The organism is Janthinobacterium sp. ROICE36, assembly GCF_002869965.1.
In the GTDB taxonomy this organism is placed as follows: Bacteria; Pseudomonadota; Gammaproteobacteria; order Burkholderiales; family Burkholderiaceae_D; genus Janthinobacterium.
The window spans coordinates 1-13944 of record NZ_PEBS01000040.1; the positions used below are offsets into that span (position 1 = coordinate 1).

General features: G+C 62.0%; 17 protein-coding genes and 4 tRNA genes. 8 read left to right on the plus strand and 13 right to left on the minus strand.

Annotation, left to right across the window (positions count from 1 at the left end; translation table 11 throughout):
- Positions 1-260: 260 nt before the first annotated feature.
- The 3 genes from CSZ94_RS16630 (at position 261) to CSZ94_RS16640 (ending at position 1602) form a co-directional block, all read left to right on the plus strand.
- The gene (locus CSZ94_RS16630; protein WP_258001039.1) at positions 261-611 is read left to right on the plus strand and encodes a nuclear transport factor 2 family protein; all 351 of its coding nucleotides are present in this window, start codon (positions 261-263) and stop codon (positions 609-611) included.
- A gap of 9 nt (positions 612-620) precedes the next feature.
- Positions 621-1010, plus strand: coding sequence for a hypothetical protein (locus tag CSZ94_RS16635; RefSeq protein WP_146009818.1), 390 nt, complete (start codon positions 621-623; stop codon positions 1008-1010).
- Positions 1011-1140: 130 nt separating this feature from the next.
- Positions 1141-1602 (plus strand): hypothetical protein, encoded by a 462-nt coding sequence (locus CSZ94_RS16640; RefSeq protein ID WP_102122533.1) that lies wholly within the window; start codon positions 1141-1143, stop codon positions 1600-1602.
- Between the two features lie 42 nt (positions 1603-1644).
- On the opposite strand, the gene CSZ94_RS16645 is transcribed toward CSZ94_RS16640, so the two are convergent.
- Positions 1645-2238: an IMPACT family protein gene (locus tag CSZ94_RS16645; protein ID WP_102122534.1), complete on the minus strand. Its 594-nt coding sequence runs from the start codon at positions 2236-2238 to the stop codon at positions 1645-1647.
- 56 nt (positions 2239-2294) lie between these two features.
- Complete coding sequence (locus CSZ94_RS16650; RefSeq protein WP_102122535.1) at positions 2295-2561, minus strand: hypothetical protein; 267 nt, start codon at positions 2559-2561, stop codon at positions 2295-2297.
- 66 nt (positions 2562-2627) lie between these two features.
- On the opposite strand from CSZ94_RS16650, the gene CSZ94_RS16655 reads away from it, so the two are divergent.
- Complete coding sequence (locus tag CSZ94_RS16655; protein WP_102122571.1) at positions 2628-3404, plus strand: AraC family transcriptional regulator; 777 nt, start codon at positions 2628-2630, stop codon at positions 3402-3404.
- Between the two features lie 52 nt (positions 3405-3456).
- Here CSZ94_RS16655 and CSZ94_RS16660 read toward each other — a convergent pair.
- Positions 3457-3532: transfer RNA gene (locus CSZ94_RS16660), tRNA-Lys, on the minus strand.
- Positions 3533-3611: 79 nt separating this feature from the next.
- Positions 3612-3687 (minus strand) — tRNA-Lys (locus CSZ94_RS16665).
- Positions 3688-3806: 119 nt separating this feature from the next.
- Here CSZ94_RS16665 and CSZ94_RS16670 point away from each other — a divergent pair.
- Complete coding sequence (locus CSZ94_RS16670; RefSeq protein ID WP_180977510.1) at positions 3807-4265, plus strand: MarR family winged helix-turn-helix transcriptional regulator; 459 nt, start codon at positions 3807-3809, stop codon at positions 4263-4265.
- Positions 4262-5749: an MDR family MFS transporter gene (locus tag CSZ94_RS16675; protein WP_258001034.1), complete on the plus strand. Its 1488-nt coding sequence runs from the start codon at positions 4262-4264 to the stop codon at positions 5747-5749. The genes CSZ94_RS16670 and CSZ94_RS16675 overlap by 4 nt, the downstream gene beginning before the upstream one ends.
- Here the strand turns inward: CSZ94_RS16675 and CSZ94_RS16680 are convergent.
- The gene (locus CSZ94_RS16680; protein ID WP_102122537.1) at positions 5743-6831 is read right to left on the minus strand and encodes an NADH:flavin oxidoreductase/NADH oxidase; all 1089 of its coding nucleotides are present in this window, start codon (positions 6829-6831) and stop codon (positions 5743-5745) included. The genes CSZ94_RS16675 and CSZ94_RS16680 overlap by 7 nt on opposite strands.
- A 106-nt stretch (positions 6832-6937) precedes the next feature.
- On the opposite strand from CSZ94_RS16680, the gene CSZ94_RS16685 reads away from it, so the two are divergent.
- Positions 6938-7279 (plus strand): ArsR/SmtB family transcription factor, encoded by a 342-nt coding sequence (locus CSZ94_RS16685; protein WP_102122573.1) that lies wholly within the window; start codon positions 6938-6940, stop codon positions 7277-7279.
- 122 nt (positions 7280-7401) lie between these two features.
- Positions 7402-8532, plus strand: a complete 1131-nt coding sequence (locus CSZ94_RS16690; RefSeq protein ID WP_102122538.1) for an acyltransferase family protein — start codon at positions 7402-7404, stop codon at positions 8530-8532.
- 112 nt (positions 8533-8644) lie between these two features.
- Here CSZ94_RS16690 and CSZ94_RS16695 read toward each other — a convergent pair.
- The 8 genes from CSZ94_RS16695 to tolQ form a co-directional block, all read right to left on the minus strand.
- Positions 8645-8720, minus strand: a tRNA-Lys gene (locus CSZ94_RS16695).
- Positions 8721-8808: 88 nt separating this feature from the next.
- Positions 8809-8884 (minus strand) — tRNA-Lys (locus CSZ94_RS16700).
- Between the two features lie 67 nt (positions 8885-8951).
- Positions 8952-9710, minus strand: coding sequence for a tol-pal system protein YbgF (gene ybgF, locus CSZ94_RS16705; RefSeq protein WP_102122539.1), 759 nt, complete (start codon positions 9708-9710; stop codon positions 8952-8954).
- Positions 9711-9844: 134 nt separating this feature from the next.
- Positions 9845-10366 (minus strand): peptidoglycan-associated lipoprotein Pal, encoded by a 522-nt coding sequence (gene pal, locus CSZ94_RS16710; protein WP_102122540.1) that lies wholly within the window; start codon positions 10364-10366, stop codon positions 9845-9847.
- Positions 10367-10409: 43 nt separating this feature from the next.
- Entirely contained in the window at positions 10410-11678 is a 1269-nt protein-coding gene (tolB, locus tag CSZ94_RS16715; RefSeq protein WP_374703586.1) for a Tol-Pal system beta propeller repeat protein TolB, read from the minus strand.
- Between the two features lie 5 nt (positions 11679-11683).
- On the minus strand, positions 11684-12715 hold the full coding sequence (gene tolA, locus CSZ94_RS16720; protein ID WP_102122542.1) for a cell envelope integrity protein TolA: 1032 nt from the start codon (positions 12713-12715) through the stop codon (positions 11684-11686).
- A gap of 48 nt (positions 12716-12763) precedes the next feature.
- The gene (locus tag CSZ94_RS16725; RefSeq protein ID WP_242428498.1) at positions 12764-13204 is read right to left on the minus strand and encodes an ExbD/TolR family protein; all 441 of its coding nucleotides are present in this window, start codon (positions 13202-13204) and stop codon (positions 12764-12766) included.
- A gap of 15 nt (positions 13205-13219) precedes the next feature.
- The gene (tolQ, locus tag CSZ94_RS16730; protein WP_102122543.1) at positions 13220-13909 is read right to left on the minus strand and encodes a protein TolQ; all 690 of its coding nucleotides are present in this window, start codon (positions 13907-13909) and stop codon (positions 13220-13222) included.
- Between the last annotated feature and the right edge of the window lie 35 nt (positions 13910-13944).

Here is a 13944-nt window from a genome sequence, read left to right on the forward strand (position 1 = left end):
ACAAACCACGTTCACTTTCGCCGCTTACAACCTGACACGCATGGCGACGATCTTTGGCTGGCGTTTATCGGCGGTGGTTGGATAACTCCGTCCATAGAGTACGGAAAGCGCTAAAAAATGTCAAAAAACGGCCTGAAAAGTGGCTGAAAACTGCTTTTTAGGAAAAATGCGGCTTCCAGCCCGAAAAATTCGCATGTCTGGCGACAAAATCCGAAGGACTGGGGTCCTTTTTCAACACCCTGTTAACGGAAGCCCAAGTAATCGATGCGGAAGAGCGCTTGCGCCTGGCCATGATGGCCTCCGACGTGGCTGTACTGAATGTATTGCTGGCCGATGACTTGTTGTTTACGAATCACCTGGGGCACTTGCTGAGCAAGCATGCGGACCTGGCGGCGCACGAGCAGCGCTTGCTGACCATCACCGATCTGCGCGCCTCCGAGCGCCATGTGCGCATCAACGGCAACGTGGCCGTGGTCTCCGTGCGCATGCAGCTGACGGGCAGTTATCACGACGTGGAAACGCATGGCGACTTCCGTTTTACGCGCGTCTGGACGCAGGACGCGGCCGGCGCGCTGCAAGTGACCGCCGCCCATTCGGGCGTCGTGGCATAGGGGGATGTAGTGGATCATCGTTCCAAAGGGCAGTTGTTTGAAGCTGTCATCGCCGCCGGCCCGGCCACCCTGGCCATGACGGCCGGCTATCCCGTGCTGCTGTACAACCTGGTGCGCACCTGGGCCGACGCCCCCGGCGCCCATGCCCTGGCCGCACTATTGCTGACGGGCGGCTTGTGGGCCTTGCTGGAATTCTGGCGCATCGCCCTGGCGACGGTGGCGCGCAAGGCGTATGCGTTCAACTGGCGCTTCTGGCTGGCCATCGCCGGTTTTCTCGCCTGCTTCGTGCGTTTTGTGCCGGACATGCCGGCCGGACTGATGCTGGTATTGATGGTGCTGCCGGCGCTGGCGTGGATACATTTCATTTTGCTGCAGATCAAGCGGCCGCGCGGCGTCTGAGTTTCGTACAAGCACCGCAAGCCGTGGCAAGATCGTCATGCCACGGCCCCTGGCTATCGATATAATCATTCCCCGCATGCATGGCAAACGGCATGCTTGGCGTAACTTCTCTTATTTTGAAAGAATTTCGATGAAAGCTCTCTTTTTGCTGCTGTTCGTATCGGGCGCGTCCCTGGCCGATGATGCCGCCATGTTGCAATGCCGTTCGCTGGCCGATATCGCCAGCCGCGTGAAATGCTATGACGCCATTCCTTTGGGCGCCGCCGCGCCCATCGCCCCCGTTACTGCGGTGCCCAACGCGCAGCAGCGCGAGCAAAGCTTTGGCATGGAAACGGTCAAGGCGCCCAAGGCGGCCGAGCCGGAAGAAAACAAGTCGATCAGCAGCAGCATCGCCGGCAAGTTCGATGGCTGGAGCGGCAACGAACTGATCAAATTGAGCAATGGCCAGGTGTGGCGCATCGTCGATGGCAGCTCCGCCGTGCTGTCGCCGCTGAACAATCCCAAGGTGACGCTCGAACGCAATTTCATGGGCACCTTCTTCCTGAAGATCGAAGGCACGAACAACTCGCCCAAGGTACGCCGCGTGCAATAAGCTGCGCCAGTCCCAGTCCCAGTCCCAGTCTCAGTCTCAGTCTCAGTCCTCGGCGTCAAGCCAGGCGATGCGCCCATTGCCCGCCTCATGCAGGTGAGCGAGCAGGGCTGTGGCCGCCGTTTCCGCCAGGCTGAAGTCGAACAGCACGGCGTCGCCGTGTTCCACGTTCAGCAAGGTGGCGCCGGCGCCATCGAGTTCGCGCCGCAGCATGCCTTCCATCGCATACGGCACCGTGCAGCGCAGGGTACGCTGGCGCACGATGGCCGTCTTTTCCGCCTGCAACAGCGCTTGCGCCACGCTGTCCGTGTAGGCGCGCACCAGGCCCCCTGCGCCCAGCTTGATTCCGCCAAAGTAGCGCACGACGGTCGCCAGCACGCCTTCCAGATCCTGGTGGCGCAGCACGTCGAGCATGGGCCGCCCGGCCGTGCCGCTCGGTTCGCCATCATCGACGGCCGCCGACTGCCCGCCCGCCAGCAAGGCCCAGCACACATGGCAGGCGCCCGGATGCTGCGCCTTCAAGTCATTGACCACCTGCTGCGCGCTGGCGCGGTCCGTCATCGGCTGCACGCAACCGATGAAACGGCTTTTCTTGATGATCAGTTCGCTGTGGACGGGGGTGGCAATGGTGAACGGCATGGCGGATGCGAAGGGGGCAAAGCAGCATGATAGAGGAAATGCGCACCGGGTACGAGTCAGCCCGGTCGCGCTGCCGAAACTGATACCAGTTCGCACAGCGCAGCATCGCGCACTTGCACAATGTCGAACAGTCCCAGCGCGTGCAGCGCTGGCAAGGCATCGAGGATATCGCGCTCGGCAATGGTCCTTTCTGCGACGCTGGCGGTCTCGTCCAGCCACAGCCTGGCATTGGCGAGGAAGGCAGCCACCGTGCCCTTGCGCACGATGACGCCATTGAACTGGCCCTGGTTTTGTTGATCGGGTAATACGTCTTTTGCACGCATGATGAGCTCCTGAACGATGGAAAGATTCCACTGTATGATGGCTAGATTGTCTTGCCTGCGTTGTTTATGTCATTCAATACGTCAAATCCGCCAATCTTGCCCACGCAGTCGCTGCCGCTGCGTGCCATGCGCATTGCCCACCCGCAGGAACGGGTGACGGGGGCACACACCCATGCCAGCGGCCAGCTGTTCGGCGCCATGCGGGGCTTGCTTTCCGTTGCCGCCGACAGCGGGCAGTGGGTGGTGCCGGCCAGCCACTGCGTGTGGATGCCGCCCCACCACGTCCATGCGCTGCGATCGCATGGCCCATTTGCGGGCTGGAGCGTGTATGTGGATGAAGCCAATTGCGCCAGCTTGCCCGCCGCGCCTTGCGTGATGCGCGTCTCGGGCTTGCTGCGCGAGGCGGTGGGCCGCGCCAGCACCTGGGACGAGGGCGCGCTGGACGCGCGGCAGATCAGGGTAGCGGGCGTGATCCTCGACGAGATCGCCGACTCGCCGCACGAGCCCTTCGGCTTGCCCTTGCCCACGGATCCGCGCCTGCTGCGCGTGGCGCGCGCCGTGCTTGATGACCTAGCCGACGAGCGTGGCGTGGCATTGCTGGCCGCCTGGGCCGGCCTGTCGCCGCGCACCCTGGCGCGCCGTTTCACGATCGAGACCGGCTTTACCCCCTCCGCCTGGCGCCAGCGCGCCCGCATCCTGCGCGCCCTGGAATTATTGGCAGCCGGCCAGCCCGTCACGACGATTGCGCTGGACCTGGGCTACGACAACGTCAGCGCCTTCATCGCCATGTTCAAGCGCGTGATGGGCGTGACGCCGGGCAGGTATGGGGAAGGATTGGAATAGCTGCGCGCTAACAAAAAAGCCAACCGCGAACGGTTGGCTTCTCTGAAGTATTTGGTAGGCCGTGCGGGATTCGAACCTGCGACCAACGGATTAAAAGTCCGCTGCTCTACCAGCTGAGCTAACGACCCAAAAACTTTTTACAACTACTGCGGTAACGCTGTGCGGTGCGTGCTTGCCGTGGAGGCATGCAAACGCACTGCAAATTCTTGGTAGGCCGTGCGGGATTCGAACCTGCGACCAACGGATTAAAAGTCCGCTGCTCTACCAGCTGAGCTAACGACCCAAGGGCGGCTATTATGACGGCCAACGGCGGTTTTGGGAAGGGCAGGGATGGAAAAAACCTTGCGTGATGCCAGGGTACGGCATAACATAGGTAGATAGCCTACCTATTTATATATGCCTATGTCCACTACCGAAGACCTGCCCATCCCCGCACGCGCGCTGGCGCTGTCCGATGACTTGCGCCTGGCGTTCAAGCGCTTGCTGCGATCCATGCAGCGTGAAGGGAGCGAACTGGAAGGCGGCATGTCGATGATGCAATATATGTTGCTGGCGCTGATACACGAGCAGCCCGGCATCGGCGTGGCCGCGCTGGCGCGCCTGCAAAATGTGCGCGGGCCCACCGTCAGCGCGCAGGTCAAGTCGCTCGAAGAAGCGGGACTGGTCGAGCGCAGCGCGCCCGATCCGCAGGACCGGCGCCGCTCTGGCCTGCAAGTGTCCGCGCAAGGCTTGGCCATGCTCGAAACCTTGCGCGCGCGCCGCCGCGATGCGCTGGCGCGGCGCATCGCCCGTTTGTCGCCGCAGCAGATGGAGGCACTGGCCGCCGCCATGCAGCCGCTGCTTGAGATTGGACAAGCATGAGCAGCCCCGCAAAACCAGCGAGTGCAGAGGCGCCGCTGACGGAACGCGAAGTGCGCGCCATCTACCTGGGCTTGATGGCCGTGCTGGGCCTGGGCGCGCTGGACCAGAGCATCGTCGCCACGGCCTTGCCGCGCATCGTCGATGACCTGGGCGGCATGGCGCATCTGTCGTGGGTGGTCACGGCCTATGTGCTGGCCTCGACGGCCACCATGCCCCTGTACGGCAAGCTGGCCGACCAGTATGGCCGCCGTCCCATGATCTTTACGGCCCTGCTGACCTTTTTGCTTGGCTCCGTGCTGTGCGGGCTGGCGCAGAACATGACGGAGCTGATCATTTTCCGCGCCATCCAGGGTCTCGGTGCGGGCGGTTTCATGCCGCTGGCGCAAATCATCATCGGCGACATCGTGCCGCCGGCCGAGCGGGGCAAGCGGCAAGGCATGGTGCCCATCGTGTTTGCCGTCACCAGCGTGCTCGGTCCCGTGCTGGGCGGCGTCATCACGGATGCCTGGTCGTGGCATTGGATTTTCTATGTCAACCTGCCCATCGGCGCGGCCGCCTTTGTCATCATCGCGCGCGCCATGCGCAAGCCCGTGCGCACGCATGCGCACAAGATCGATTACCTGGGGTCCTTCTTGCTGACGGGCGCCATCACGGCGGCCCTGCTGGTGCTGGCGCTGGGCGGCACGGAGTGGCCGTGGGATGCGCTGGCCATCAAGGTGTGCGGCGGCGTCGCCGTGCTGCTGGGGATATGGCTGGCGGTACACGTGGGCAGGGTGGATGAACCGGTGCTGCCGCCCGACTTGTTCGAGAACCTTACCTTCAATATCGCCAGCCTGGTGATGGCCATGACTTTCATGGGCTTGATGGGCGCCAGCGTCTTTTTCCCTCTGTTCTTCCAGCTGGTGATGGGCACCAGTCCCGCCGAATCGGGCGTGATGACGGTGGCGATGATGGTGGGCCTGGTGGCCTCGTCGATGTTCAACGGCAGGGTACTGTCGCGCTCGGGCAAGTACAAGATGGTGCAGGTGGCGGGGTTGGCCGTGGCGCTGCTGGCGTTTGCCGTGCTGGCCTGGGCCATGGCAACGTCGCGCGGTTACTGGATCATCGAGCCGGCCATTTTCTTCCTGGGTACGGGCCTGGGACTGGTGATGCCGAACATGACGATTGCCGTGCAAAATGCCTTGCCGCTGGCGCGCCGCGGCGTGGGCACCGCCATGCTGGCCTTCTTCCGTTCGCTGGGCGGCTTGCTGGGCGTGACGGCCTCCGGCGCCATCCTGGCACATCAGCTACATCAACATGGCGTGGAAGCCGTCTCGGCGCTGGGCGCGCATACGGCGGTTCAGACGGTGGAAGTGTACCGCCATGCGATCGCCAGCGTATTTGGCGCCGGCGCCGTGCTGCTGCTATTCGGGCTGGTCTTCCTGTTGTTCCTGCCGGAACTGCCCCTGGAAGGGCATCCGGCAACGCTCAAGGACGATCAATAGCGTTCCAGCCAGTGCGCGTAGGGCGCCGGCAGGGTCCACGAGGCGCGCTCCACGCCGAGTTCCTTGGCGGCAAAGTAGGCCCAGTGCGGATTGGCCAGGTGCGCCTTGCCGACCATCACCACATCCAGCTGTTCTTCCTTGACGACACGCTCGGCGATGGCCGGCGTGCCGAAGCCCCAGGCGGACGAGACGGGCACGTCAGCTTCGCGGCGGACGCGCTCGGCAATCGGGCCCATAAAGGCCGGACCCCACGGAATCGCCACATCGGGAATGGTGAAGCCCATGCTGACGCTGAGCATATCCATGCCGGCATCCTTGAACTGGCGCACCAGACCGATCGATTCAAGCAGGGTTTGCTCGTCGCGGCCGTCAAATTCCAGCACGCCAAAGCGGATGGTCAGGGGCAGGTGCTCGGGCCATACGGCACGCACGGCTTTCAATGTTTCCAGCAGGAAGCGGCTGCGGTTTTCCACGCTGCCGCCATAGATATCGTCGCGCTGGTTCGAATGGGCGGAAAAGAAGCTTTGCGCCAGATAGCCGTGGGCGAAGTGCAGTTCCAGCCATTCGAAGCCCACTTCGCGGGCGCGCACGGCGGCGTCGACGAAGTTCTGTTGCACGCGGGCGATATCGTCGAGGTCCATGGCGCGCGGCACTTTCAGCAGGCCGCCGCCAAAGGCGATGGCGGACGGGGCGATGGTTTGCCAGCCGCGCGCGTCGCCTTCAGCGATATGGTCGTCGCCTTCCCATGGGCGGTTGGCGCTGGCCTTGCGGCCCGCGTGGGCGATCTGGATGCCGGGCACGGAGCCGGCCGCCTTGATGGCTTTCACGACGGGCACGAAGGCTTGCGCCAGATCATCATTCCAGATGCCCGTGCAGCCGGGCGTGATGCGGCCTTCCGGTGCCACGGCCGTCGCTTCGACGATCACCAGGCCCGCGCCGCCACGCGCCATGCCCGCGTAATGCGATAGATGCCAGTCGTTGGCCTGGCCATCGACGGCCATGTACTGGCACATGGGCGGCACGGCGATGCGGTTGCGCAGGGTGATGTCTTTAAGACTGAATGGCTGGAAGAGGGCGGACATGGTGACCTTTGTGTGTGTTGGTGGAAAAATAGAGGAATGCTGATTCGGTAGTTCGTAAATATTCGAATAATGGAATTAGTATAGCGCATGCTGTATGATTCTGCTCATGCGTCCACACAAACATCCCTCCGCCAGCGAATTCGTCCTCGAGCGCGTGCTCTACGCCTTGAGTGACAGCATCCGCCTCGACATCGTGCGCCACCTGGCCAGAGTGGACGCTGCCGCCTGCGGCGATCTGGACGGCGGGCGGCCAAAGTCGACCGTGTCCCACCATTTCAAGGTGTTGCGCGAAGCGGGTCTGGTGTACACGCAAAACGCGGGCACGACGCATATGAATACCTTGCGCCGCGCCGATATCGAGAGCCGTTTCCCTGGCTTGCTCGATGCCATCCTGGCGCAGCAGCCATTGTCCCCCGAGGCGCCAGAGGCGGGCGGGCAGGGCCTGTAGCTGCCTGCCGTGCCCCGCCATCTTGCAGGCTCGGCTATGATATCGGCCTTTCGGTAGCTCCTCGGCCGCGCGCCTGTTGCGCGACGGGCTGGCGACACTACCTGGCATGGCAAGGGATGGGAATGACGGTAGCAGCAGCGGTATCTCAGGCGGACCTGGTAAAGCGTCCGCAGTTTGGCTGGATCAATGGTTTAAAGGCGGGCGCGGCGCAGTTGATCGTGTTGCACCACCTGGCGTTTTACGGCCCCATGTCCGACTACGTGCAACCCCTGTGGCCCGCGTTGCTGGACTGGCTGGGCGGTAGTGCGCGCATCGCCGTGCAAGTGTTCCTCGTCATCGGCGGCTTTCTGGTCGCCAAATCCCTTTCGCCCGCCGGCCGCGCCGGCCTTGCCACCCCGCTGCAAGCCGTCTGGCGCCGCTATGCCAAGCTGGCGCCGCCTTTCCTTGCCGCCACCTTGCTCGCCGCCGTGCTGACGCCCCTGGCGGGCATCTGGATGCAGCACGACTCCATGTCGGGCGCCGTCACCCTGGGCCAGCTGAGCGCCCATGCCTTGCTGCTGCACGGCATGCTGGGCTATGAATCGCTGTCGGCCGGCGCCTGGTACGTGGCCATCGATTTTCAGTTGTATCTGCTGACGGTATCGCTGCTGTGGCTGGGCGGTCGCCTGGCGGGCCAGCGGCGCATGGGCTGGCTGATGCCGCTGGCCGTCACCGTGGGCATCACCTTTTCCCTGCTGTATTTCAATCTCGATGCGGATTGGGACAACTGGGCGCCGTATTTCTTTGGCAGCTATGGCCTGGGACTCATGGCCTGGTGGGCCAGCGACCCCAGGCGCAAGCCCGGTGCCATGACCGCGCTCATGGTCATGGCCGCCGTGCCCGTGCTGCTGGCCCTGGCCGTCGATTACCGCAGCCGCATCGCCTTGGCGCTGATCGTCGCCTGCGCCCTGTTCCTGTTTGGCCGCGCCCGCACGCCCGCGCAGGGCCGCGCCTGGAACATCATCAACGCCCTGGGGCGCATCTCGTATGCCGTGTTTCTCGTCCACTTTCCCGTCAGCCTGCTGGTGAATGCCTTGTTTACCTCCTATGCCCCATTGGAGCCGGAGTGGCAAGCGCTGGGCATGCTGACCGCCTGGGGCGCCAGCCTGGCGGCCGGGGCTGCGTTTCACCGCTGGGTGGAGCTGCCGCTGGGGCGGGTGATGGGTAGCGTAGTGGCGCATCTGGCCGCGAGGCAGGCGTTGGTGTCGCGTTAAGAGCGAAGACGTAGAGTGCCGATGGCGCTCGTCTTCCGGAAATAATGCTGCCTGTTTCTATTTTTGAAAAACAAAAAAGCCAACCGCGAACGGTTGGCTTCTCTGAAGTATTTGGTAGGCCGTGCGGGATTCGAACCTGCGACCAACGGATTAAAAGTCCGCTGCTCTACCAGCTGAGCTAACGACCCAAAAACTTGTACAACAACTTCGGTAACACTGTGCCGTAAAAAAATGCTTGCTAGTACAACTCGCAAGCAGATCAGTACTGCGAATTCGTGGTAGGCCGTGCGGGATTCGAACCTGCGACCAACGGATTAAAAGTCCGCTGCTCTACCAGCTGAGCTAACGACCCGAAGAAGAAAGATTATAGGGGGTGCCCGGGATTCTGTCAAACCTAACGGGCAACTTTTTCCCCGTTTTTACTTTTTGCCGCCCCGTTCCTTGGCGGCCTGGGCCGCGCTGGAGTCCGGGTAGCGCGAGATCAGCGCGTTCAGTGTCTTGGTCGCGTTCGGCTTGTCTTTCAGCTCCGTGTAGCAGCTGGCGATGTTGAGCATGGCGTCGGGCGCCTTCGGGCTGTCCGGGTAGTGTTTCAGCACTGCCTGCTGGGCCGTGATGGCGCTCTTGCAGTCGCGCTGGGCGTAATAGGCGTTGCCCAGCCAGTATTGCGCGTTGGCCGCGTAGGCCGATTCCGGATAGCGTTTCACGAAGGCGTCCAGGGCCGTGACGGCGCCCTTGTAGTCGCCCGACTTGAACAGGCCGAACGCGGATTCGTACGCGCTTTGCTCGGAGACGCCCACGGCCGCTTCCTGGCCATCGATGGTGACCTGGCGCGGCTCCAACTTGCGCAGGCGCGCGTCGATGTCGGTGTAGAAATCCTTCTGGCGCTTTTGCGTATTCGCCAGGTCGTTGCCCAGCACTTCGATCTGGCCGCGCAGGCGGGCGATCTCTTGCATGGTCTGGTCGTGTTGGTTGATCAGGCTCAAGGTGCTGGTCTGGTCGGCTTTGGTATCGACGCGGCTGTTCAGGTCGCGCGCCATGGCATCGACCTTGGCGCGCAGCTCCAGGATGGCTTTGCGCGCTTCGTCGTCGTCGAACAGGGCGGCGTTGGCGTGCAGGGGCAGGTAGGCAAACGCGGCCATCAAGGCGGCGGCGACGCCGGCTTTCGAGAATGTCATCATGGGTCGGGCTTTCAAAGGTTACGCAAACATGCAAACGGGGCGCTGGGCGGTGAATCACCGCGCTGCGCCCCATTATTATGCCTATGACTGGCCAGTTAGGTAAGCGTCAATGCTGCGGCGCTCACCCAGGAACATCAATAAACGATGTCAGCGCGGCGGTTTTCAGCCCATGCTGCTTCGTTGCTGCCTTGTGCTTTAGGCTTTTCTTTGCCCAGCGACACGGCTTCCATTTGGCCTTCTGGCACGCCCAGGGCGGCCATCGACTTGCGCACGGCTTCAGCACGTTTCTGGCCCAGGGCCAGATTGTACTCAGCTCCACCGCGTTCATCGGTGTTACCTTGGATCAGGATCTTGCGTGCTGGGGTTTTCACCAGATAGCCAGCGTGGTTTTGCACGACTGGGGTGTCCGCTTCGCGCACGACGTATTTGTTGAAGTCGAAGTAGATGCTGCGGTTAGCCAGCACGCCTTTTGGATCGTCCAGTGGATCGACCGATGCGGTCGTCACTGGCTGAACTTGACGGGTGTCAACTGGAGCGACGACTTTTTCAGGAGCGCGCTCAACGACTGGCGTTTCGGCGACTTTGACTGGGGTGCTGCAGGCGGACAGCAGAGCTGCGGTAGCGGCGATGAAGGCCAAGCTTTTAAAATTACTCATTTTTATTCTCCGGGTCATGGTTAAAGGTGAAACTGTACAGCATTTACTTCATAAAAGGACCCCAGGTGGGCTCCTTGATATTGCCAGCTTGCGTGGTCAAACGCTGTTTGACGCGGCCATCCACCGATACCACTGCCAGCGACTTGCGTCGTCCGGATTCGGTCGCGTACATAATATATTTCCCGTTGGGCGAAAAGCTCGGTGATTCGTCGTTGGCGGTGTCCGACAGGCGCAGTTCCTGGCCACTAGCCAGGTCGAGCGCGTAGAGCTGGAAATTGCCGTCGCGACGGGAAATATAAGCGAGTGTCTTCCCGTCGGAGGAAATCCGCGGGCTGATGTTGTAGGGGCCGCCAAACGTCACGCGCTTGGCTTCGCCACCGCCGACCGACATGCGGTAGATTTGTGGTCCGCCGCTGCGATCGCTGGTGAAGTAAATGCTCTGGCCATCGGCCGAGAATTGGGGTTCCGTATCGATGCCGCTGCTGCTGCTGACGCGGCGCAAGCCGCTGCCGTCGGCATTCACGGTGTAGACCTGGGTATGGCCGTCGCGCGACAGGGCCACGGCCAGGCGCGAACCGTCCGGGCTCCAGCTTGGCGCCGAATTGCTGCCTTTTTCATTCGATACGATGGTGCGCTGGCGCGTCACCAGGTTTTGCACGTAGACGATGGGCTTTTTCTTTTCAAACGAGACATACGCCACCTTGGTGCCGTCCGGCGACCACGACGGTGAAATGATCGGCTCGTTCGAGCGCAAGGCGACCTGGATGCCTTCGCCATCGGCATCTGCCACTTCCAGGCGGTATTCGCGGCCCGATTGCGTGACGTAAGCGATGCGCGTGGCGAACGCGCCTTTGACGCCCGTCAACTTTTCATAGATGTCGTCGGCAATTTTATGCGCCAGCAGGCGGTTGAACTGCGGCGCGGCCGCATTGTTCATGCTGGAGATCTGGGCGCCCTTGATGGTGTCGAACAGCTTGTAGCGCACGTCCAGGCGGCCATCGGCCATGCTTTGCACGCTGCCGGCCGCCAGCGCATCGGCGCCGCGCGACTTCCATTGGTCGTAGCTGACGGGCGCCGTTTCCGACACGGGTGCATCGGCGTCGATCAGCTTGAACACGCCGCTGCGCGCCAGGTCGGCTTTGATGATGCCCGACAGCGATTGCGGCGCCGCCGATTCATTGACAAAGCTGGCGACAGCTACCGGGATCTGGTTGCTGCCTATCCCGGTAATCTCCACGCGCAGCTGCGCCTGGGCGCCGGAGGCTCCCAGCATCAGGCCGGCACAGAGCATGACATAGCTCATTTTTTTCATGGTCATCATTTAGGCAAATCCTTCATCTCGAATATGAGTTCAATCTCGCGTTCCACGGTGCCGTCTTTTTTCTTCGGCAGTGGCGACGATTTATTAATGGCGTTTTCCACCGAGCTGTCATACGCCGGCAGGCCGCTACTTTTAATCTTTCGGACCGAAATAATTTCCCCAGTTGGCAGTTGCTCGATCTTGAACACGGCGCGCGGGTTGCCCGGCACGTCCGTGCTACCGCTGTATGCGATATTGCTCTTGATCTTGCTCGTCAGGGCAGCGACATAGCCGCTGTCCTTGCGTGGCGCGGTCGCTTTCGCGGCCGTGCCCGTTGTGCCGGCGCCTGCCGCACCCGTGATGCGACTCATTTCTGCGGCACGCGCCTTGTCGGCGGCTTTTTTCTCTTCCGCCGCTTTTTTCGCCTTGGCCGCTTTTTCCGCCGCCGCTTTTTTATCGGACAGTTCTTTCTCGGCTTTTTCTTCCGCCGCTTTCTCTTTGGCTTCCTTGGCTTTCTCCAGCTTGTCGGCCTTTTCTGCTTTTTCTGCTTTTTCTTTTTCCAGCTTGTCAGCCTTGTCTTTTTCTTTCTGCTTCTGCTTTTCCAGTTCGCGCTTTTCTTCCTCGCGTTCCTTCCATTCCTGCTTGCGGCGCTCTTCCGCTGCCGCTTTTTCCTTCTCTTCCTTCAGCTTGGCCTTCTTGCGCTCCAGGGCGATTTCCGCCTCGCGCAGGTCAACCTTCGGCTCGGGCGCGGCCACCGGCGGCGGTGGCGGCGGGGCCGGCTGTTCTACTTGTGGTTCCGGCGGCGGCGCCGGTGTCGGCTCCGGTTCCGTCGCCACGTCGGGCGGCGGCGCGGCCGTCTGCACTTTCAGGTCCCACACTTCCGCTTCGACGGCCACAGGTTCCGTATTTTGCCAGTGTACGCCTACCCACAGGAAAAACAGCAGGCCAAGGTGCATCGCCAGCGCCAGGCCCAGCGAGGGCCAGCGGCTGCGTTCGCGCGGCACGCTGTAGGGCTTGCCGAGTAAATGGTCGATTTGTTTGGTCTGCAAAGTCTAGTCTATCTAAAAACGGTCAAGTCTGGAAACAGGGTATTGCGCTTACTTGGTGGCCAGGCCGACGCGGGTAATGCCCATTTTTTTCGCTTCCGAAATGAGCTGGATCACATCGTCGTACTTGCTTTCCTTGTCGCCCGCAATCATCACGGGATAGTCAGGATTGCTCTCGTGCAAGCCGCGCAGCTTGCGCAGCAGGGCGTCGCGGTTCGGTTCCGTTTCCGGCGACAGCTGTTCCTTGCCGATGACGCCGATCGACAGGGAACCATTCGGTTTCAGCACGATCTGAATATAGTCATCGGGTGGTTTCGCAGACCTTTCCGCGTTGGGCAAGTTCACCACGCTGGGATTGTTCGACGATGGCATCACCATGAAAATGATCAGCAGCACCAGCATCACGTCGATATACGGCACGACGTTGATCTCGGACTTGAACTTGCGGCCACGGCCGCCGCGCATACCGCCGCTATTGAATGAGGAACCCATGGACGCTGCTCCCTCTTAGCGCGACTGGCGCTGCAAGATGTTGGAGAATTCCTCGACGAAGCTCTCGAAGCGAATCGCCAGGCGGTCGATGTCATGCGAAAAACGGTTGTAGGCGACGACGGCGGGAATCGCCGCGAACAGGCCGATGGCGGTGGCGATCAGCGCTTCGGCAATGCCGGGCGCGACGGCGGCCAAGGTGGCTTGCTGCACGTTGGCCAGGCCGCGGAAGGCGTTCATGATGCCCCAGACGGTGCCCAGCAGGCCGATGTAGGGCGAGACAGAGCCGACGGAAGCGAGGAAGGCCAGGTGCGATTCGAGCACGTCCATTTCACGCTGGAAGGCGGCGCGCATGGCGCGGCGGGCGCCGTCGAGCACGGCGCCGACGTCCAGCGCTTCGCGCGAACCGTAGGAGGCCTTGCCCTTGATGAATTCGCCCATGCCGGCGTCAAAAATGCGGGCCAGCGCGCCGCTCTGGTCGCGGTTGCCGCTGGCGCTTTGATGCAGCGCATGCAGGTTGCCGCCGGCCCAGAAGCTGCGTTCAAATTCGATGGTCTGCTTGCGCGCCTGACGCACGGCAAACATCTTGCGGAAAATGTAGGTCCAGCTGGTCAGGGAAATCAGCAGCAGCAGGGCCATGATCAGTTGCACGATCAAATGGGCATTGGTGATGAGCGCGAGGAAAGAAAGATCTTGTGTAACGTTCATTGGCTGGCAGTCTGTTGGGTGAATTGTCCGGGGGT